This is a genomic window from Maribacter taeanensis, from assembly GCF_047345145.1.
Lineage (GTDB): Bacteria > Bacteroidota > Bacteroidia > Flavobacteriales > Flavobacteriaceae > Maribacter_C.
In genome coordinates this window covers 109,244-129,383 of the sequence record NZ_JBLFER010000002.1, presented here as the reverse complement: position 1 = coordinate 129,383, position 20,140 = coordinate 109,244, and the positions used below count along the sequence as shown (strand labels likewise).

The following is a 20,140-nucleotide window of genomic DNA, read 5'->3' as shown; positions in this document are numbered from 1 at the left end:
ATGCAAAAAATACTTTTCTTGGCGATTGCCTTTTTTATTTATACGGGTCTATTTGGCCAAAACTCAAATGCTCAAAAAGAAGCTAAGGTTGGGCTAGTTCTTAGCGGAGGAGGGGCAAAAGGTCTTGCTCATATTGGTGCTCTCAAAGTCATAGAGGAGGCGGGAGTTAAAATTGATTATATCGGAGGTACGAGTATGGGGGCAATTATAGGGGCCCTTTATGCTGCCGGGTATTCTGCGAATGAATTAGATTCTATTTTTAGAACTACGGATTTTAATCGTCTCATTCAAGATAATTTGCCTAGAAGTGCGAAAACATTTTATGAGAAAGAAGATTCTGAAAGATACGCTGTTACGCTGCCCTTTAATAAATTTAAGATATCCGTTCCCCCAGCGTATTCTGGTGGTCAAAATATTTACCAAGAATTGGTAAAATTGCTATATCATGTAAAAGATGTAAACAACTTTAGTGATCTGCCTATTCCTTTTGTTTGCATTGCAACCAATGTAGAGACTGGTGAAGAAGTAGTTTTAAACAAAGGGTATTTACCTGAGGCAATTATGGCTAGTGGAACGCTTCCTTCTCTTTTTGAGCCAGCTATCGTTGACGGAAAGGTATTAATTGACGGTGGGGTTGTGAATAACTACCCCATTGAGAAAGTGAAGGCAATGGGCGCAGATATTGTTATTGGAATTGATGTACAACACGGACTTTCTGATCGAAAAGAATTGCTTTCGGCGACAGAAATTCTACTTCAGATCAATAACTTCAGAACGGTTGAGGCAATGCAAGAAAAGTCAAAACAAACGGATGTATATATTAAACCAGATATTGAGAATTACACTGTTTTAGACTTTAATGAAGGAAATACTATTGTTCAGTTGGGTGAAACTGCTGCGCGCAAAAAGTTTCTTGCTTTAAAAGAACTTTCTATTAACCAAAACAAAAAAAGAACACTTGTAAAATCAGTAGCCCCTAAAGATTCACTAAGGATAAATCGATTGGTAATATCAGGAGGCAACACCACCTATTCAAGAGGGTATGTAAAAGGGAAATTACGCTTTGAACTTGGGGATAAAATTACATTTGAAAAGCTACAACAAGGCATAAGCAACTTATCAGCAACAGGCAATTTTAAAACGATTCGCTATCAATTAGTTTCTAACGGAATTGGTGAAGATTTGGTTTTACGCTTGGAAGAAACTTCAGATAAAACTTTTTTACGTCTGGGAGCTCACTATGACGACCTTTATAAAAGTGCAGCGATGATTAATTTGACAAGAAAAAAGCTTTTTATGAAAGATGACGTTGCCTCATTTGATTTTATTTTAGGAGACAATGTGCGTTATAATTTACAGTATTATGTAGACAAAGGTTCGTATTGGAGTTTTGGTTTTAATTCGCGTTTTAATGATTTTGAAAAGGAGGTTGATTTTGATGTGATTCGAAGTAATTATGAGGTGCCAAATGTGGGTAATGTGAATACAATTAATTTAGGGGTTCAAGACTTTACCAATCAAGCTTATGTGCAAACCGTTTGGCAAGAAGAGTTTGCTTTTACTATGGGAATTGAGCAAAAATTTCTAAAGTACAGTACTAGAACCCTTGCAGAACTTGATGATCAAAATGTGAACGCTCTGTCTCAAGCAAGAACAGATGGAAATGGTAGAACCCTTTTTGAAAAAAGCGATTTTTATAGTGCTTTTGGTAAACTTACTCTGGACACTTATGATAATAAGTATTTTCCAACAAAAGGACTTTTCTTCGATGGAGATTTTCACTATTACATCTTGTCTTCTGACTTTAATGAAAATTTTAAGGACTTTTCGGTCAGCAAGGCGCGGCTTGGGGGTGCCTTTTCAATTTTTCATAATCTCGCAATAAATTTAGAGACTGAAGGAGGGTTTAAACTTGGTACTTCTAATGTAACTTCTTTTGATTTTGTATTGGGCGGTTATGGTACAAACCTTATCAATAATTTCATTCCTTTTTACGGATATGACTTCTTATCATTACCAGGTAATAGCTACGTAAAAGCATATGGTAGATTAGATTGGGAAATTGCTCCAAAGAACCACTTGCTCTTTGCTGCTAATTTTGCCAATGTTGATGATGACCTTTTTCGAACAGGGGAATGGTTTACAGAACCCACCTATTCAGGTTATGCTTTGGGTTATGGGTTAAAGTCGTTTTTAGGGCCAATTCAGGTTTTATATTCTTGGTCTCCTGAAGTTGACAAAGGTAATTTCTTTTTCAGCATAGGGTATTGGTTCTAGTACTTTCTAAAAGCTGAGTCAAGATTTACAGTAGTTGAATTCTTTTTCACGATATTTGTAGTCTACAAGTATGAATTTGTATGATGCAATTTAGAATTGATATAACAGCTCATCTTAGGGCAATGTGGTAAGCAAGATGTTTGTTCGCCGACAGGCGCTTTGTGGAATTTTTCGTTCCTCTACACTTTTTAACAATACATTCTAAAAACGCTTTTGATTCAAAAAACAATTCTCATGGCAGCAGAAATAAAAAATTTAAAAGATCTTCAGAACACAGAATATTCCTTAAAAAAATTATTCAAAGAAGCTGAAGACTTTCTTCCCTTACTTGGTACCGATTACGTAGAGCTATATGTAGGTAATGCAAAGCAATCTGCACACTTTTATAAAACGGCATTAGGTTTTCAATCTGAAGCATATGCCGGACTTGAAACAGGACTAAAAGATAGAGTATCTTATGTTTTAAGACAAGATAAAATACGATTGGTACTTACTACACCATTGCAGAAAGGTGGTGAAATAAACAAACATATTGATACCCATGGTGATGGGGTAAAAGTCATGGCGCTTTGGGTTGAAGACGCTACTAAAGCTTTTGAAGAAACCACGAAAAGAGGTGCCAAACCTTATATGAAACCCACTAAAGAGGAAGATGAAAACGGATATGTAATTCGCTCAGGAATATATACTTACGGTGAAACGGTGCATATGTTTGTGGAACGTAAAAACTACAATGGTATTTTCTTGCCAGGATATCGAAAATGGGAATCACACTATAATCCAGAGCCAGTTGGCCTGAAATTCATCGACCATATGGTGGGCAATGTTGGTTGGGGTGAAATGAATCAATGGTGTAAATTTTATGGAGAAGTAATGGGCTTTGCTCAAATTATTTCCTTCGCTGATGATGATATCGCTACTGAATACACAGCTCTTATGAGTAAGGTGATGAGTAATGGTAATGGTCGAGTGAAGTTTCCTATTAATGAGCCCGCAAAAGGGAAAAAGAAATCACAAATAGAAGAATATTTAGACTTTTATAACGGTCCAGGGGTTCAACATATGGCCCTAGCAACAGATGATATTGTGGCAACCGTTTCCGCAATGCGAGATAGAGGAGTAGAATTTTTATATGTTCCTGAGGAGTATTATGACGATTTATTAGATCGTGTTGGCGAAATTGATGAAGATGTTGAAGTGCTTAAAAAACACGGAATTTTAATTGATCGAGATGAAGAAGGTTATTTATTACAACTGTTTACTAAAACGATTGTTGATAGACCAACTTTGTTTATCGAAATCATTCAACGAAAAGGAGCTCAGTCTTTTGGAGTTGGAAATTTCAAAGCACTTTTTGAAGCTATTGAAAGAGAGCAACAAGCGCGAGGAACCCTTTAAATAGGGATTTTTCTTAATGATTTCCTAAATTTTGAATGCTATATATAAATAAGTGTTAAGAGATAAGTTAAAGTAAGTTAAAAGGGATTTGAACCAGCGGGTTATGTATTAAATTTGTATCAGTAAGGGGTGGTTCCCTTACAACTTTAAGTATTGGTTTTTCATAATTTAAAGTTTGGTTGGTTATTTAGGAAAAGCCTAGTTTTTTTAACTAGGCTTTTTTTTGTTTTGATTCTGACAATACTTTGGAATAAATTTTGTTCTAGTAATAGTGAACCAATAAATGTTTTAGTACACATTCACTATTTTTACAATAATACTTCTAGCTATGAAGAAATTTTTACTATTTACATTCCTTTCTGTTAGTCTTTGCTTGAATGCACAAGAAGGTATTTCCAATGATTTAGCGGTTAATTCGAATATCAAGAGATCTACAACCAAGAAGAAAGAAAAGAAGGAGTCCGCTTTTAAACCCGGAGAATGGTTGAAATTTCGCATGCACTATGGATTTTTGAATGCCAGTTATGCAACATTACATGTAAAGTCTGCCGAAATAGATGATGTGCCCGTATACCATGTAGTAGGTCACGGGGAAACAACTGGTTTCGCAAGTGTTTTTTTTAAGGTTGATGATACTTATGAAAGTTACTTCGGAGTGGAAGATGGAAAACCTTATAAATTTATTAGGAAGACAAATGAGGGAGGTTATACAAAGGATATAGAAATAAACTTTGATCATAAAGAGGAAAAAGCAATTTTCAATGATAAGAAGAACAATAAAAAAATGGATTTTGAATTTCAAGACAGTATTCAAGATCTGCTTTCTGCTTTTTATTATTTGAGAAACAATTATATACCAGAAGATTTGGTTGTTGGAAAAGCAGTAGAATTGAAAATGCTTTATGATGATGACGGAATTTTCGATTTCAAATTGAAATATCTGGGTAAAGAAATCGTGAAAACAAAATTCGGGAAAGTTGAATGTTATAAATTCCGCCCAATGGTGCAATCAGGTAGAGTATTTAAAGAACAAGAAAGTCTTTCCTTGTGGGTATCTGCGGACGATAACAGAATCCCAATTCGAATTAGTGCTGAGTTAGCTGTTGGAGCGATTAAGGCTGATCTCGATGGCTATAATGGACTAAAACATCAGTTCAAGATTATCATGAAATAAGCAGAGCACTGCTTCAAAATATTTAAATTTTTCTTTATAAAATCTTTGTGTAGTTTTGGCAAAGTAAAGAAGTTGTTGCTTTTTTAGAACAGAAAGTTGCAATTGAAACTACATGAAAATGAAGAACAAAGAGCAGATTGATTCTCAAATTTCTAAACTTCAAGAGAAATACAAAGATTCAGGCCAAGACTTAAGCTCTTATCTAGATGGTTTATTATATCAGCGCTACCTTACCTATTGGGATTATATACACTTAGATACCCTTTTAAGTTTACAGGTTCCGAGAACCTATTTTCCTGATGAAGAAATCTTCATCATGTACCATCAAATTACGGAGCTTTATTTCAAGTTGATTTTACATGAGCAAAGGCAATTAGTAGATGATAAATCGCAAAACGTTGATTTTTTTATAGAAAAGGCCCGCCGTATAAATAGTTACTATCAGGCACTAATATCTTCCTTTAGTATTATGATTAAGGGAATGGAACGTGAGCAGTTTCTACAATATCGAATGGCTTTGCTTCCTGCTAGTGGGTTTCAATCTGCGCAGTATCGAATGATTGAGATTTATGCCACCGCTATGGAGCACTTAGTGCATCATACGGAAAGAGATCAATTTTCATCCGAAGATAGTATTGAAGAACTTTATGAGCATATATATTGGAAGAAAGGAGCTACTGATGCCGATACAGGTGAAAAAACCCTAACCTTAAAACAATTTGAGTACCGATATACACCAAGATTTATTCGCATTGCTAAGCAAGTGAAAGGCATCACTATCTTGGATAAATACTTACAATTACCCAAAGAAAAACAAGATAATAAAGCCCTTATAAAAGCGTTAAAGACATTGGATTTAAATGCGAACGTAAACTGGCCCCTGATGCACTTTGGTTCCGCCCATCGTTATCTTGCCAAAGACAAGAAAAATATCAATGCCTCAGGCGGTACAAACTGGAAAAAATATTTACCGCCAAGTTTTCAAAAAGTCGTATTTTTTCCGGACCTATATACCAAAGAAGAGTTAAATAATTGGGGTAAAGAATGGGTAGACCATATCTTTAATCCTGAAAAAGTATCAAAACCAAAATGAAAAAGTTCTGGGGCATTCTTTTAATCTCAATCCTACTATTTTCTTGTAAAGAAGAAAATGAGGTTAAAAACGAAGACGCCAAAAAAGAAGTAGCGACAATTCCTGTTATTGAGAAGCCAGTTACAAAGTTTGGCTTTAATCTAGATGAGTTTACCGTAAAATATGATACCATTAGAAACGGGGACAGTTTTGGAGAGTTAATGACGGCGCACAAGGTTGACTATCCGAAGATTTCTAAGTTATCACTTGAATTCAAAGATACATTTGATGTTCGAAGAATAAGAGTGGGTAAACCATACACAATTTTAGCTTCCAAGGATACAACTGAGGCTGCTCAGATATTCATCTATGAAAACGATAGAATCAATTATACTGTTGTTGACTTTAGAGATAGCGTTTCTGCTTACACTGATAAAAAGGAGGTAAAATATGTAGAAAGAGAAGCTTCTGGAATTATTGAACAAGGCTCTTCAATATCCCAAGTAATTCAAGAACAAGGCATAGATTATAACGTTACCCATAATTTGGCCGACGTCTATGCTTGGACGATTGATTTCTTCAAGTTGGAAGCCGGGGATAAGTTTAAAGTGATTTACAAAGAAAAGTATATTAACGATACTATTTATGCTGGTGCTGAACCAATAGAAGCTGCATATTTTGAGCATCATGGGAGGCCTATTTATGCCTTTGCATACGAGAATGATTCTTTGAAGAATGTTGTTGATTATTTTGATGAAGAAGCCAATAATCTTCGAAGAACTTTTTTACGAGCACCTTTAAAGTTTGGCCGTATATCTTCGGTTTACAATCTAAAGAGAAGAATTAGATATTATGGAAATCGCATTCGACCACATAAAGGAACGGACTATGCGGCTCCAAGAGGAACGCCTATACTGGCAACTGCCGATGGCACGGTAACAGAATCGACAAGAAGAGGCGGCAATGGTAAGTATGTGAAAATTCGCCATAACGGAAAATACAGCACGCAGTATCTACACATGAGTAAGCAGAATGTGAAAAGAGGTGATTTCGTTCGTCAAGGTGATGTCATTGGATGGATTGGAATGACAGGAAACACAAGTGGCCCGCATGTTTGCTACCGTTTCTGGAGAAATGGAAGGCAAGTCGACCCAAGAAAAGAAGAGCTTCCTAAGGCCGAACCTTTGGCAAAAACCTTACAACCTGAATACTTTGCTTATGTTGAGCCCATTAAAGATCAGCTTGATTGTATGCTGTATCCTGAAAAACCAATTCAGGAGGAAGAAGAGGATGACTTAGTTACTTTGAATCAGTAGTTTCTCGCTGGGTCTATATAGCGTTATTTTTAAATTCAGACCTTTCTTTTTAGAATTCTAACAAAACGATATTTCAAGGTTAGGATATCAATTCCGAAGTTTCGGTATTATATTCTATTTTTGCGTCTTCGCACTTCACGACTAGGTGAGAAAACAGAAGTCATAAACTTTAAAAAGCCTTAATGTCATTACCCAACTTCAATCCGACAACTACCCAAGCTTGGAAAAAGCTTGCTGACCACTATAATCAAAAGAAAGAAAGTCATATGAAAAGCCTTTTTAGCGATGATGATGATAGGGCTAGCAGGTTCTCCATAAAATGGAATGATTTTCTTGTAGACTTTTCTAAGAATAGAATTACCGAAGAAACCATGCAGTTGCTTTTGCAACTGGCAGATGAGGTAAATCTTAAAGAGGCTATCACCAACCAATTTGGTGGAGCCGTTATTAATGAAACGGAAGGGCGTGAAGTACTGCATACGGCGCTAAGAGCAAAAGAATCAGATGCGATTACTGTAGATGGAGTAAACGTAGTTCCTGAAGTATACGAGGTTAAAAAACACATTAAAAAGTTTACAGATTCTATAATTTCTGGGGAAAGTAAGGGGTATACAGGGAAATCTTTTACCGATGTGGTGAATATCGGAATAGGAGGTTCAGATTTAGGCCCCGCAATGGTCACGGAAGCCCTAAAATTCTATAAAAACCATCTGAAAGTCCATTTTGTTAGTAATGTAGATGGAGACCATGTACAGGAAGTGTTGCGTGAACTAAACCCTGAGACAACTTTATTTGTAGTCGTTTCAAAAACATTTACTACGCAAGAAACGCTGAGTAACGCCACTACAATAAAAGAGTGGTTCTTAGAAAGTGGAAGTCAAAAAGATATTGCCAAGCATTTCGCTGCCGTATCAACAAATACAAAGAAAATAGCCGAATTCGGAATCGCTCAAGAAAACGTTTTCCCCATGTGGGATTGGGTAGGTGGCAGATTTTCACTGTGGAGCGCTGTTGGACTTTCAATTGCATTGGCCGTAGGGTTTGAAAATTTTGATGCACTTTTAAAAGGAGCAAATGAAATGGACGAGCATTTCAAAAACGAAGATTTTGATAAAAACATTCCGGTTGTTTTAGCCTTGCTAAGCATTTGGTACAATAACTTTTATGGTGCTGAAACTGAAGCTATAATTCCTTACACGCAATATTTGAGTAGATTTTCTGCTTATCTGCAACAAGGCATTATGGAGAGTAATGGCAAGAGTATAGACAGAGATGGTAATCGTGTGAACTATGAAACAGGCACCATAATTTGGGGTGAGCCAGGCACGAATTCTCAACATGCTTTCTTTCAGTTGATACACCAGGGCACAAAGTTAATTCCTGCAGATTTCATCGGTTTTAAGAAATCTCTTTATGGAAATACCGACCATCATAACAAATTAATGGCAAACTTCTTTGCGCAGACTGAGGCACTAATGAATGGGAAAACAGGCGATGAAGTAAGAACAGAATTGGAGGAAAAGAAACTAACTGAAACTGAAATTCAAAAACTACTTCCTTTTAAGAAATTTGAAGGTAACAATCCGACAAATACAATACTAATTGATAGGCTTACACCTAATAGTTTGGGTGCTTTAATCGCACTTTACGAACATAAAATTTTCGTTCAAGGTATACTTTGGAACATCTTCAGTTATGACCAATGGGGTGTTGAGTTAGGTAAACAGCTGGCAGGCACCACCTTAAAAGACTTAGAAAACTTTGAAATTAGCAAACACGACAGCTCTACAACGCAACTTTTACAATCTTTTAAGAGTTAGACTGAGATTTTGTGAATTCTTAATAACCTCTAATAACTTCAGGGGTTTTTTAACAGGCGATGCTAAAATTGTGTTAAATTTGCGTGCGCAAAAGTTAACTTTGTCTTAATGTAGAAAAAAGATAAAAACATCACTTTTGCAGCAAAATCAAAACTAAATAAATACGAGACAGATGAAACAAAAGTACTTAGCAATGGTTGCGTTTTTCGTTACGGCTATTGCATTTTCTCAGGGAACAATCACAGGCTCCGTAATTGACGGAGATTTAGATGAACCATTGCCTGGAGCTACCGTAATGGTAATTGGAACAACAAATGGTGTTACTACCAATTTTGATGGAGATTTTAACATTGAAGTAGAGGAGGCTTCAGGTACATTAAGGTTTTCTTACATAGGTTTTAAAACGAAAGATGTTGAGTTTACCTTTAGTGGTAACACTGCGGTTAATCTAGGAAAAATTATAATGGAAGCTGATGCGAGTGCACTAGATGAGGTTGTTGTAAGCAGCTTTTCTCTGGCTATTGACCGTAAAACACCAGTTGCAGTTTCTACAATTAAAGCCGCAATAATCGAAAATAAACTGGGGAGTCAAGAATTTCCGGAAATATTAAAATCCACACCGGGTGTTTATGTTACACGAGGTGGCGGTGGTTTTGGAGATGCTGAGTTGCGTTTACGTGGATTTAACTCAGAAAATGTAGCTGTTGCGATTAATGGTATTCCTGTTAACGATATGGAGAATGGTCGTGTTTTCTGGAGTAACTGGGCAGGTCTTTCAGATGTGACTAGAACAATACAAGTACAACGTGGTTTAGGAGCTTCTAAATTGGCAGTTCCTTCTATTGGAGGTACAATGAACATTGTTACCAAATCTACTGATGTTGAAAAAGGTGGGAATGTTATTATGACTACAGGAAATAACGGTTATACTAAATATGGTTTTACCTTATCAACTGGTCTTATGGAAAACGATTGGGCTGCTACAGTTTCTTTATCAAGAACTACAGGGCAACAATTCGTTGATGCAACTACAATAGATGCATATTCTTACTTTGTTAATATTTCTAAACAATTAAATGATAACCACCAGTTGGTTTTTACTGGTTTTGGTGCACCACAGAGACATGGTCAACGCCAAAACAGATTATTAATTGATGATTTTAGAAGAAGTGAACGAGGTATTAGAACTAATATTGATTATGGTTATAGAAATGGTCAACTTGTAAATATCGAAGATAATTTTTACCATAAACCTCAATTAGCTTTGAACCACTATTGGACCATATCTGAAAAGTCTAAATTGGCAACATCTGCTTACGTTTCCTTTGGTACTGGAGGTGGAGGAGGTGTTAGAGGTGTTAATAAGTTCGGCAAAAGCAATCTTAATTACAGAGATACTGAGTTTGCTCCAGTAAATCTTGATGTTATTGCTGAAGAAAATATTGCCTTGGGTGCATTAGGGTCTGAAACAATTTTAAGGGCATCTAGAAATAATCACAAATGGTTAGGTGTATTATCAACCTATACCACTAAGCTTTCAGAGAATATAGATTTGATAGGAGGAATAGATTTAAGAACCTACAAAGGTTCACACTTCACAGATTTAACAGATCTCCTTGGCGGTCAGTTTTTTGTTGATAATAGTAACGTTAATAACCCAAATAACATTGCTAAAGTAGGGGATAAAATTGCATATGACGATGATGGTTTCACAAGATGGACTGGTGCTTTTCTACAAGCAGAGTATAGCAAAAATAATCTTTCAGCATTTTTATCATTAGCTGGATCTAACACCAGTTATAAGCGAATAGATTACTTTAATTATTTGGACTCTGACCCCCTTAGAGAAACAGATTGGATTAACTTCTTTGGCTACAGCGGAAAAGGTGGGGCAAACTATAACCTAGATGAGCACAACAAAATATTTGCAAATGTTGGTTACTTTGAAAGAGCTCCTTTTAATAATGCTGTATTCTTAAACTTTAGAAACGATATTAATGAGGAGGCGGAGAATCAAAAAATATTCAGTGTTGAATTTGGATACGGCTACCGTAATGATAAATTGAAATTAGACTTGAATTTGTACCGTACACAATGGAATGACAGAACTTTAACAAGAAGATTCCAAAACCCAGATAATACTCAATTTATAGCAAATATTTTAGGGGTAAACGCTTTGCACCAAGGTATAGAACTAGAAGGACAATACAATGCTTCAGACAGACTTACCATAACAGGTATGGTTTCTATAGGAGATTGGCAGTGGGCTAATGATGTTACTGATGTTCAAATTTTTAACGAAGAACAACAACTTGTTGGAGAGGTAGATTTATTTATAGACGGCCTTAAAGTAGGTAATTCGGCGCAAACTACATTTGCTATCGGTGCAAATTATGAAATCTTACCTACTACAGACTTAAGAGTAGATTTTAATTTTGCAGGAGATTATTATGCAGATTATGATCCAACAAGCAGGGGAACTGATACAGATATTCAGGCTTGGAAACAACCAGATTATGGTCTTGTAGATTTAGGGCTAACACATCGGTTTGATTTTGCAGGGCTCAACGCCACATTAAGAGCAAACGTGAATAACGTTTTTAATACAGAATACATATCTGATGCTAGAGATGGTAACGGCTCTGTAGCAGAAACGGCCTTAGTTTATTTTGGCCCTGGAAGAACCTATACAATAGGGGCAAAAATTAATTTTTAAAAAAAAAGAAAATGAAAAAAATAACATATTTAATCGTAATAGTCTTGGCTGGGTTTATTTCTAGTTGTAATCCGGTAGATGATATTTTTGATGAATTAGAAGCTAATGAAGCAGGAATTGTTGGAACAACAGATTATACTATTTCCGATGATGATTATGCGGCTTTAGATCTAGGTTTTGGAAACTTTAGTAGTGTGGATGACGCAAAATCTATGATACCAACGATCTTAAATGATGTATTTCCGTTTTGGGGAAAAGGTTCAACAGCAAATGTGACCTATAAATTATTCTCTCGTGCATCTACGGAAAGAAACCTTATTGTCTATGAGGTAACTACAGATGATTATGATGCCAACCCAGATACAGAACGTTTTGATAATTTTAGTAGAGATTCTCATATTACTACTTTCTTGAATACAAGGTATCCTGACCCAGAGGATAGAACATTAGTTTCTTTGACTTATGAATTCTTTGATGGTTCGACTAATACCCTCAACAATGGGTTTTTATATTCTAATGGAGAATGGAATTTTATTCAGGGTTTAACAGATGATGAGTATAACTTTGTTGGAGAAGGGTTTCCTAACTTTTCTTCAGAAGATGAGGCTGAAGTAAAATTACCAATCTTCATAAAAGACAAGTTTAAATTTGAGCCTAAAGCAGCAGGTGATATCGTTCCATTTATGTTTAAATTATTTCAAACTGATGAGGATGATGTAGATGAAGATGGAGATACAACTGACAGGACAACATATAGCTTTGTTAAGAACTTTATTTTTGACGGTACTGACTGGGCCGTTTATAATAATGTTTTAGAGCAAACTTTGCAATTTGGTTTTGATGGGATGACATGGGTGCCAGACAATACAATAGCGTATACTTTCACGGGCTCAGATTTTGTATTGATCTCTACAGCTTTGGCTGATAAATATCCTGGTCCGGCAAGCAGTGCAGAACGCTTTAGTAACTTTGACCGTAGAAGTGGTAATGATAATTTCTGGTCAGATAGTATGTTGTTAGAAGCAACTGTAGTAGTTCTAAATAATTTAGATCCCTCTGCAGAAGAAGGTCAGAAATATGTAGTAACTTTTGATATTTTTAATGGATCTAGTGGCACAGAAAGCTTAGCAGTAATTAAGACTGGAAGTGACTGGGTACTTCAATAGTTAGAATATATATTATGATATAAAATAAAACCTCCATCATTTTATGATGGAGGTTTTATGTATTTTTAAAACATGAAAAAGAAACTATTTATATACATTTTTAGTTTTATTTTATCTGCCTGTTCCTCTTCTAGTGGAGAAACGCTTGAACCAGAAATAGAACCTCCCGTTTCATTTGAAAAGTCAGTAGCTGAAGATGATACTTTCACAGCAATGGAAGATCAGGAAAATATCATTTCTAACATTTTAAATAATGACAAAGTAGTTAATAATGCTAGAATTACTTCTTTTGATATAACCACAACTGAGGGGGGAAGTATAGAAGATAACAGAGACGGCACATATACATATATTCCCCAAAAAGCATTCGTAGGTCAAGATACTTTTACTTACGAGTTATGCGATGCAGAATCAACTCCAAATTGTTCGACAGCTACAGTTACAATAACTGTTGTGGATGAAGGTTCACCAGAGGCTACAGATGATATTGTTGCAACAATAATTAACACGGCAATAGTAATAGATGATATTTTGGCTAATGACGTTGTAATTGATGATGCAATTATTTTTTCGGTGGATGATTCTTCTTCTTTAGGTTCAGTAGTTTTAAATGAAAATGGTACGATTACATACACGCCATCGACAGATTTTGTGGGCCAAGATGGTTTTAGTTATACATTATGCGATGATGATCAACCAGAAGCTGATTGCACAATTGCTAATATTGAAGTAACAGTATTAAATCCAATAGACTTTACCATTCCTACAATACTAGGTGATTATTACGATGATTTAGTTCTTACTACAGATTTTAATCTTAATTATACTGAAGTTTCAAGTCACACCAAAAATAATCACACTACTATTCTGTCATATGGTCAAAGACATAATTTTCTTTATAATGCTGATGAAGATTTATCAAACCCTGATAATGTTACTTTAATGTATTCTGGAGAATCTAGATATTGGGAAGAATATACGTCTGGCACGAATTCGTATTCACCACAAACATTTAATACGGAACACGTTTATCCGCAGTCGAGGTTAAGAACAGAAGATGCTGTAACAGACTTACACCATCTAAGATCTACAGATGCCATTATAAATGAAGAACGATTAAATTTTCCTTTCATTGAAGGCACGGGTTCATATGGTCTCAATGGCGAAAATTGGTACCCAGGTGATGAATGGAAGGGCGATGTCGCACGAATGATATTTTATCTTAATGTACGATATGGAGAAACTTTTGATAGAGTTGGTACCGTTGAGTTATTTTTAAAATGGAATGTAGAAGACCCGGTTTCTTCTTTTGAAATTCAAAGAAATAACGTTATTCAAGCTGCGCAAGGTGTCAGAAACCCTTTTATTGACAACCCTTATATTGCTACACTAATTTGGGGTGGCGTTAGCGCTGAGAATAAATGGTAGTAAACTACAAATATAACTATCACCTTTCGGAGTGATACTTTAAGAAACCCCGCCAATAGGCAGGGTTTTTTTATGCTCAAAATTCAGTACATTTAAATACTAAATAATTTATACCATGTACGAAACAATTCAAGTTATACACTCTTATATCGCATATGCAGCATTGGCAATTCTGATTTTAGCAGTAATCAATGCTATATCAGGCTTTGTAGGCAACAAAATGTTTACACCTGAGAAAGATTTTCGACTCAGTCTCTTTGCACTAATTTTGTCTCATATTATGCTAGTGATAGGTTTGATATTATTTTTTGTCTCTCCTAGTGGATTGAATGCCATCCAAGAATTGGGTATGGGTGGCTTATCTTCTTCTGCAAGACTTCTAGCGGTTGAACATCCATTTACGAACATTCTAGCCATTATTCTAATAACGGTTGGTTGGTCTAGACACAAGAAATTTATGGAAGGCAAGAAGAAATTCAAAAGTATTGCCATTTTCTACGGATTAGGATTGCTTTTGATCTTAAGCCGCATCCCATACGGACAATGGTTTGATTAAATTGTCATTCCCGCCTGTGCTGAACTCGTTTCAGTAAAGGCGGGAATCTTTTTATAGTACCTAAATAATGAATAAATAAAATGAAAAAAACACTCTTACTAACAGCAGTCTTGTTTTCAATATGCATAACAGCGCAGAAATCACTTTTCAATGGTGAAAACCTAGACGGATGGACCATCTACGGAACCGAAAAATGGTACGTAGAAGACGGACTTCTAGTCTGTGAAAGTGGTCCAGATGAACAATATGGGTATCTAGGAACCAACGAGCACTACAAAAACTTTGAATTGACCTTAGAGTTCAAACAAGAAGCCAACGGAAACAGTGGCGTCTTTATTCGTTCAACGGTTGAAGGTACAAAAGTGAGTGGATGGCAGGTAGAAGTTGCACCTCCAGGAAGCAATACTGGCGGTGTCTACGAATCCTATGGCCGTGGTTGGTTAATTAAACCAGACCCAGAAAAAGACAAAGCCCTAAAAATGGGAGAATGGAATACCATGAAAATTCGAGTTGATGGCGATACGATTACCTCATGGTTAAATGGCACCGAAATGATTACCCTTACCGATGAAAAGATTGGCGCCGGCGAAGGGTCGGTTGCCCTTCAAATTCATGATGGTGGTGGAATTAAGGTAAGATGGCGCAACCTCATGCTTACTGAACTGTAGAGATAGCTTACTTTTCGTTGCAGAGAGCAAGGGCTTATTCGATAGATTTGTTTATCAGAAGGTCATAACCATTTGAACCTCCTAAGTCGATAGCATTTCCATTAAAACTAGCGGTCGTAACAAATGATTCGGTTCCACAAAATCCGTCTTGTTTTACCTCTGTCAATACCAAAGAATACACTAAGGTGTCTATTTCACTTTCTGATAGTCTAAGAATCCAAGTATTTTTTCCTTCATTGCCTAAACCTGTTGGTAGAATAACTTTATTTTCAAAATTCGGAGTGTCAAAATCAACAATTTGATTTTCATATAAAAACCCATTTATTGATGCAGAAATAAGATTAGAATCGAAATGACCGTTTTCGATTAGATTGTTTTCATCTTGATCAATAAATGTCAACTGGAAGCTTGGCGGTCCTACGAAATCAATGATTCCAATACAAGGCCCTTCACTCTCTTTTTTAGCACAGGCCGCCAATAGAAAAGTAAGACAAAGAAAATAACGTAAATTTTTCATAGCTATTTATAAAAGAGATGAGTTCTTTAAAAAGGGTTGCGTCAAAAATACTTATTTGACTTTCTTTAGTAAGTAAAGATACACTGGAAAATGGTCCGAATACCCGCCAATATAACTCCCGCCAGCGTAAGTACGCAATGGGTAGCCTTGATACCTTCCGCTAGGGTCTAGTAGATATGAGCGGTTGAAAACACTAGCCTTCCAGAAGCTATAGGTATCTTTTGTTTCATTGATTAAATTACTAGTGAAGAACATTTGGTCAAAGAGATTCCATTTATCACGATAGGCTAGTGAGCCAACTCCCTTTCTGAATAGTATTTCAAAAGGATTGAACAAATCTGTTGGTTCCAAATTCTTTTTCTTTCCTTTTGTCTTCAATACTTTTTTCAAACTCTCATCTATGGGGTCGTCATTAAGGTCACCCATGCTAATAATTTTTGAATCGATATCAATTCGTTGAATTGAATCAATGATTCTTTTATTCAGTTTGGCTGCAGCTATGCGATTGGGTTTGCTACGAGTTTCTCCACCGTTTCTTGAAGGCCAGTGATTCACTATAAAATGAAACTTTTCATTATCTAAATATCCGCTAACAACTAGTTGGTCGCGTGTATAATCGCGAAAGCCTTCCGTATCATTAAGTAGGAGACGATGACTTTTAAAAGTATTAACAATAAAAGAACTCTTTTTATAGAGCAAGGCCACATCGATGCCTCTTTCATCAGGCGAATCTAGATGAACTATTCCATAATCTTTATCCCTGAGGTTTTCATGGTTCACTAAATCTTCAAGAACACCTTTGTTTTCAATTTCGCAGACACCGATAATATCTGGAGAGGTTTGGGTGGTTTCGGCCCCAACTTCAGATAACACTTGCGACATATTTTCAATCTTCTGGTTATATCGTTCTAGAGTCCAGTTGTCCTTGCCATCTGGTGTTCGGTCATCATCAAAGGTTAAGGAATCATTTTCGGTATCAAAAAGGTTTTCAATATTGTAAAAAGCTATGGTTTTAATCGCGTAGGTTTTGTTCTCTTGAGAAGAAGCGTCAAAAAGACTAACCAATAGAAATAGTAGGATGAAGCATTTATTTTTAGACAAATCCATAGAACTAAATATATTTAAAATAAAGAAAATTCCTACACTTTATTTACTTTTTAATATATTGTTATCCCGCATTTAGAAATTCAACCAACTTAAATGTCCAATCAACCGCTACTATTTGTTGCCTTTTTGATATGTGTATCATGTAGTGCTCAAAATACTGTGATGCTGTCTGGAGGGGTTTTGAATCAGCAAGACAAGAGTGTAATGGCGGAGGTTAATATTTCCCTGGAGGGGATTAAATCGGCGGGATTGACAAATGCCGATGGTTTTTTTCAAATTAATGTACCTACCTACGGAGATTTCATTCTGAATATTTCCTATCCGGACTATGTTACAAAAAGAATTCCCATTGAATCGGAAGGAATAAATATAGATGTGGGTACTATCTTTTTGGAAAGGGATATATCCACGGAACAAACTGACAATTTGATTACGCTTACTGACTCTGAGGTTTTGGATGATGCTATAAGTTCTAATACTTCTGGCCTGTTACAAGCGACCCGAGATATATTTTTAAGCAGAGCTGCCTTTGATTTTGGGCAAGCCTTTTTTCGCGTTCGCGGATATGATTCACAGTATGGCAAGGTTTTGTTGAACGGAATCCCCATGAATAAATTCTATGACGGTAGACCTCAATGGAATAATTGGGGAGGATTGAATGACGCAACACGAAACCAACAATTCACGCATGGTTTACAAGCCTCGGCGTATAATTTTGGAGGTATACTAGGCACAACGAATATTGACACAAGACCTTCCGGATTAAGACCCGGAACAAGATTCTCTTCTTCGGCCTCCAATAGAACTTATGCCGGAAGATTAATGGTTACCCATACTTCAAAATCCAAAGAAAAAGGATTTACCTATAGTATTTCGGCTTCAAGAAGATGGGCAAAACAAGGCTATATTGATGGGACGCTGTATGATGCATATTCTGTTTCAGGAATCTTAGAATACAAATTTGACAAAATAAATTCAGTCACTTTCACGGGCATTTTAGCTTCTAATAGAAGGGGGCGCTCATCGGCGATAACGGAAGAAGTTTTTGAACTCGTTGGCAAAAAATATAATCCCTATTGGGGATTTCAAAATGGTGAAATTCGAAATTCCCGAGAACGGAAAATAGCAGAACCTATCTTGATGTTAAACCATTTTTATGAATCTAAAAAGGTAAGTTTAAACACCGGGGTTTCGTATCAATTTGGAACGAATTATCGAAGTAGATTAGGTTATTATAATGCTCCGAATCCTGACCCTACCTATTATCGCTATCTGCCTAGTTTTTATATCAACTCGCCTATTGGCGCGAATTTTATAAGTGCAAATGCGGCAAAAGAAGGCTTTTTAGAAAATCCGCAATTAGATTGGAGTAAAATCTATCAAGCAAATGCCACTGATGATAAGGCTAGTTACGTGCTATATGACGACGTAACTAATGATACTCAGTTTACAGCCAGTACCGTTGGTAATATAGAGCTTACGGAAGCTTTTCAATTCGATTTCGGATTAACCTATCGACGCCTGAAATCAGACAATTTTGCTAGGATTCATGATTTGTTTGGTTCAGAATACCATGAGGATAAAGACCCATTTTCAAATACCCTGAATGATATAAATGGAAGTACTTCAAAAGGGGAGAAAGACATTTTTAACTATAACTACACTCTTGATGTTTCTCATTTTGATGCTTTCGCTCAGCTCAGATACAACAGAAATAAATGGGATGGCTTTGTATCTGCGGATTATAATTCAATGAATTATCAAAGAAACGGTCAATTTCAAAACGAACGATTCCCTGAAAATTCCTTGGGAATAAGCAGTCCTATTTCATTTGCAAATCTAGGTTTCAAAGCGGGATTTACATATCGCTTCAATGGTAGGCATCAATTGGTGCTCAATGGTGCATTATTGAATAAACCTCCAACAACCCAGAATATTTTTATTAATCCGAGAGAGAATAATGAGATAGTACCGAACCTGCAAAATGAAAAAATTACCGCCACCGATTTCAATTATTACATCCGTCTTCCAAAGCTAACCGGAAGAATAACTGCCTTCTACACCCGGTTTCAGAATAGCACCGACGTCAATTTCTTCTTTGTTGATTCCGGAGTAGGGTCCGATTTTGTTCAAGAGGTATTGACAGATTTGGACAAGTTGCATAAGGGCATAGAATTAGGTTTTGAGTATGAACTATCATCTGAGGTAAAGGTCACAGCAGTTGCTGCTGTCGGAAACTATACTTATGCAAGCAATCCTTTAGTAGCCATCAATTTTGACACTGCTGGTGCTGAAGAAGACTTTATAAATCCCGAAGGGAGCGTTGATTTAGGAGCTGCAAATATTAAAGGCTACAAATTGGCGCAAGGTCCACAAAAGGCCTTTGCTCTTGGCATCAATTATAGAGATCCAAAATACTGGTGGATAGGTGCCACAGCGAATTATTTAGCAGATAACTACACCAACATCTCAACTATTACCAGAACAGCAAGTTTCTTCTTAGACCCTGAAACTGGCAATCGATTTCCAGTAGCTACTGATGAAAATGTAAATAAACTATTGGCCCAAAGCCCATTAGACAATTTCTATTTACTCAATTTGGTTGGAGGTAAATCTTGGTTAAAAAAGGGAAAGTACATCAGCATTTTTGCCAGTGTCAACAATGTATTTGATACAAGTTTCCGAACAGGGGGATATGAACAAAGTCGAAACGGAAACTATGGTCAATTAGCTCAAGATAACTTAAGCGGAACACCTTCTTTTGCACCAAAATATTGGTATGGCTACGGTCGGACCTATTTTTTGAATTTGGCATATAGTTTTTAACGAAGTCAAAATATAGGCTCCTCCCCTCATCTGAGGGGAGGTGGTTTTTCTCCGCCAGCTGGCGGATGGAAAAGTGGAGGGGTTGAAGGCGCCGGCCAT

The 20,140-nt window shown here is 36.3% G+C and carries 14 protein-coding genes; 12 read left to right on the top strand and 2 right to left on the bottom strand.

The genetic code is table 11. The annotated features are described in order from the left end of the window. From ACKWCD_RS06405 to ACKWCD_RS06355, 11 genes are all read left to right on the top strand, one after another. Nucleotides 1–2,277: a patatin-like phospholipase family protein gene (locus ACKWCD_RS06405; protein ID WP_413983117.1), complete on the top strand. Its 2,277-nt coding sequence runs from the start codon at nucleotides 1–3 to the stop codon at nucleotides 2,275–2,277. Between the two features lie 234 nt (nucleotides 2,278–2,511). Then, entirely contained in the window at nucleotides 2,512–3,675 is a 1,164-nt protein-coding gene (hppD, locus tag ACKWCD_RS06400) for a 4-hydroxyphenylpyruvate dioxygenase (RefSeq protein WP_413983116.1), read from the top strand. 328 nt (nucleotides 3,676–4,003) lie between these two features. After that, entirely contained in the window at nucleotides 4,004–4,849 is an 846-nt protein-coding gene (locus ACKWCD_RS06395) for a DUF3108 domain-containing protein (protein WP_413983115.1), read from the top strand. Nucleotides 4,850–4,967: 118 nt separating this feature from the next. Further along, nucleotides 4,968–5,942 (top strand): tryptophan 2,3-dioxygenase family protein, encoded by a 975-nt coding sequence (locus tag ACKWCD_RS06390; protein ID WP_413983114.1) that lies wholly within the window; start codon nucleotides 4,968–4,970, stop codon nucleotides 5,940–5,942. Then, entirely contained in the window at nucleotides 5,939–7,237 is a 1,299-nt protein-coding gene (locus tag ACKWCD_RS06385) for a peptidoglycan DD-metalloendopeptidase family protein (protein ID WP_413983113.1), read from the top strand. The genes ACKWCD_RS06390 and ACKWCD_RS06385 overlap by 4 nt, the downstream gene beginning before the upstream one ends. A 182-nt stretch (nucleotides 7,238–7,419) precedes the next feature. Further along, on the top strand, nucleotides 7,420–9,057 hold the full coding sequence (gene pgi, locus ACKWCD_RS06380; protein WP_413983112.1) for a glucose-6-phosphate isomerase: 1,638 nt from the start codon (nucleotides 7,420–7,422) through the stop codon (nucleotides 9,055–9,057). Between the two features lie 172 nt (nucleotides 9,058–9,229). Continuing rightward, nucleotides 9,230–11,773 carry a TonB-dependent receptor gene (locus tag ACKWCD_RS06375; RefSeq protein WP_413983111.1) on the top strand — a complete coding sequence of 848 codons (2,544 nt, stop codon included), beginning with the start codon at nucleotides 9,230–9,232 and terminating at the stop codon, nucleotides 11,771–11,773. Nucleotides 11,774–11,784: 11 nt separating this feature from the next. Then, entirely contained in the window at nucleotides 11,785–12,939 is a 1,155-nt protein-coding gene (locus ACKWCD_RS06370) for a hypothetical protein (RefSeq protein ID WP_413983110.1), read from the top strand. A gap of 72 nt (nucleotides 12,940–13,011) precedes the next feature. Next, entirely contained in the window at nucleotides 13,012–14,367 is a 1,356-nt protein-coding gene (locus tag ACKWCD_RS06365; RefSeq protein ID WP_413983109.1) for an endonuclease, read from the top strand. 115 nt (nucleotides 14,368–14,482) lie between these two features. Then, nucleotides 14,483–14,923: a hypothetical protein gene (locus ACKWCD_RS06360; protein ID WP_413983108.1), complete on the top strand. Its 441-nt coding sequence runs from the start codon at nucleotides 14,483–14,485 to the stop codon at nucleotides 14,921–14,923. A gap of 80 nt (nucleotides 14,924–15,003) precedes the next feature. After that, nucleotides 15,004–15,591, top strand: coding sequence for a 3-keto-disaccharide hydrolase (locus ACKWCD_RS06355; RefSeq protein WP_413983107.1), 588 nt, complete (start codon nucleotides 15,004–15,006; stop codon nucleotides 15,589–15,591). Nucleotides 15,592–15,625: 34 nt separating this feature from the next. On the opposite strand, the gene ACKWCD_RS06350 is transcribed toward ACKWCD_RS06355, so the two are convergent. After that, a complete protein-coding gene (locus ACKWCD_RS06350) occupies nucleotides 15,626–16,108 on the bottom strand; it encodes a hypothetical protein (protein ID WP_413983106.1) in 483 nt (160 codons plus the stop codon). A gap of 51 nt (nucleotides 16,109–16,159) precedes the next feature. Next, on the bottom strand, nucleotides 16,160–17,215 hold the full coding sequence (locus ACKWCD_RS06345; RefSeq protein WP_413983105.1) for an endonuclease/exonuclease/phosphatase family protein: 1,056 nt from the start codon (nucleotides 17,213–17,215) through the stop codon (nucleotides 16,160–16,162). A 93-nt stretch (nucleotides 17,216–17,308) separates the two neighbouring features. Between ACKWCD_RS06345 and ACKWCD_RS06340 the strand changes: the two genes are divergently transcribed. Then, nucleotides 17,309–20,041 carry a carboxypeptidase-like regulatory domain-containing protein gene (locus ACKWCD_RS06340; protein ID WP_413983104.1) on the top strand — a complete coding sequence of 911 codons (2,733 nt, stop codon included), beginning with the start codon at nucleotides 17,309–17,311 and terminating at the stop codon, nucleotides 20,039–20,041. Nucleotides 20,042–20,140 lie beyond the last annotated feature (99 nt).

Excerpts from the sequence above, each read along its gene's own strand:
- ACKWCD_RS06405 (WP_413983117.1), top strand. The coding sequence starts at position 1 with ATGCAAAAAATACTTTTCTTGGCGATTGCCTTTTTTATTTATACGGGT.
- hppD (WP_413983116.1), top strand. The coding sequence starts at position 2,512 with ATGGCAGCAGAAATAAAAAATTTAAAAGATCTTCAGAACACAGAATAT.
- ACKWCD_RS06395 (WP_413983115.1), top strand. The coding sequence starts at position 4,004 with ATGAAGAAATTTTTACTATTTACATTCCTTTCTGTTAGTCTTTGCTTG.
- ACKWCD_RS06390 (WP_413983114.1), top strand. The coding sequence starts at position 4,968 with ATGAAGAACAAAGAGCAGATTGATTCTCAAATTTCTAAACTTCAAGAG.
- ACKWCD_RS06385 (WP_413983113.1), top strand. The coding sequence starts at position 5,939 with ATGAAAAAGTTCTGGGGCATTCTTTTAATCTCAATCCTACTATTTTCT.
- pgi (WP_413983112.1), top strand. The coding sequence starts at position 7,420 with ATGTCATTACCCAACTTCAATCCGACAACTACCCAAGCTTGGAAAAAG.
- ACKWCD_RS06375 (WP_413983111.1), top strand. The coding sequence starts at position 9,230 with ATGAAACAAAAGTACTTAGCAATGGTTGCGTTTTTCGTTACGGCTATT.
- ACKWCD_RS06370 (WP_413983110.1), top strand. The coding sequence starts at position 11,785 with ATGAAAAAAATAACATATTTAATCGTAATAGTCTTGGCTGGGTTTATT.
- ACKWCD_RS06365 (WP_413983109.1), top strand. The coding sequence starts at position 13,012 with ATGAAAAAGAAACTATTTATATACATTTTTAGTTTTATTTTATCTGCC.
- ACKWCD_RS06360 (WP_413983108.1), top strand. The coding sequence starts at position 14,483 with ATGTACGAAACAATTCAAGTTATACACTCTTATATCGCATATGCAGCA.
- ACKWCD_RS06355 (WP_413983107.1), top strand. The coding sequence starts at position 15,004 with ATGAAAAAAACACTCTTACTAACAGCAGTCTTGTTTTCAATATGCATA.
- ACKWCD_RS06350 (WP_413983106.1), bottom strand. The coding sequence starts at position 16,108 with ATGAAAAATTTACGTTATTTTCTTTGTCTTACTTTTCTATTGGCGGCC.
- ACKWCD_RS06345 (WP_413983105.1), bottom strand. The coding sequence starts at position 17,215 with ATGGATTTGTCTAAAAATAAATGCTTCATCCTACTATTTCTATTGGTT.
- ACKWCD_RS06340 (WP_413983104.1), top strand. The coding sequence starts at position 17,309 with ATGTCCAATCAACCGCTACTATTTGTTGCCTTTTTGATATGTGTATCA.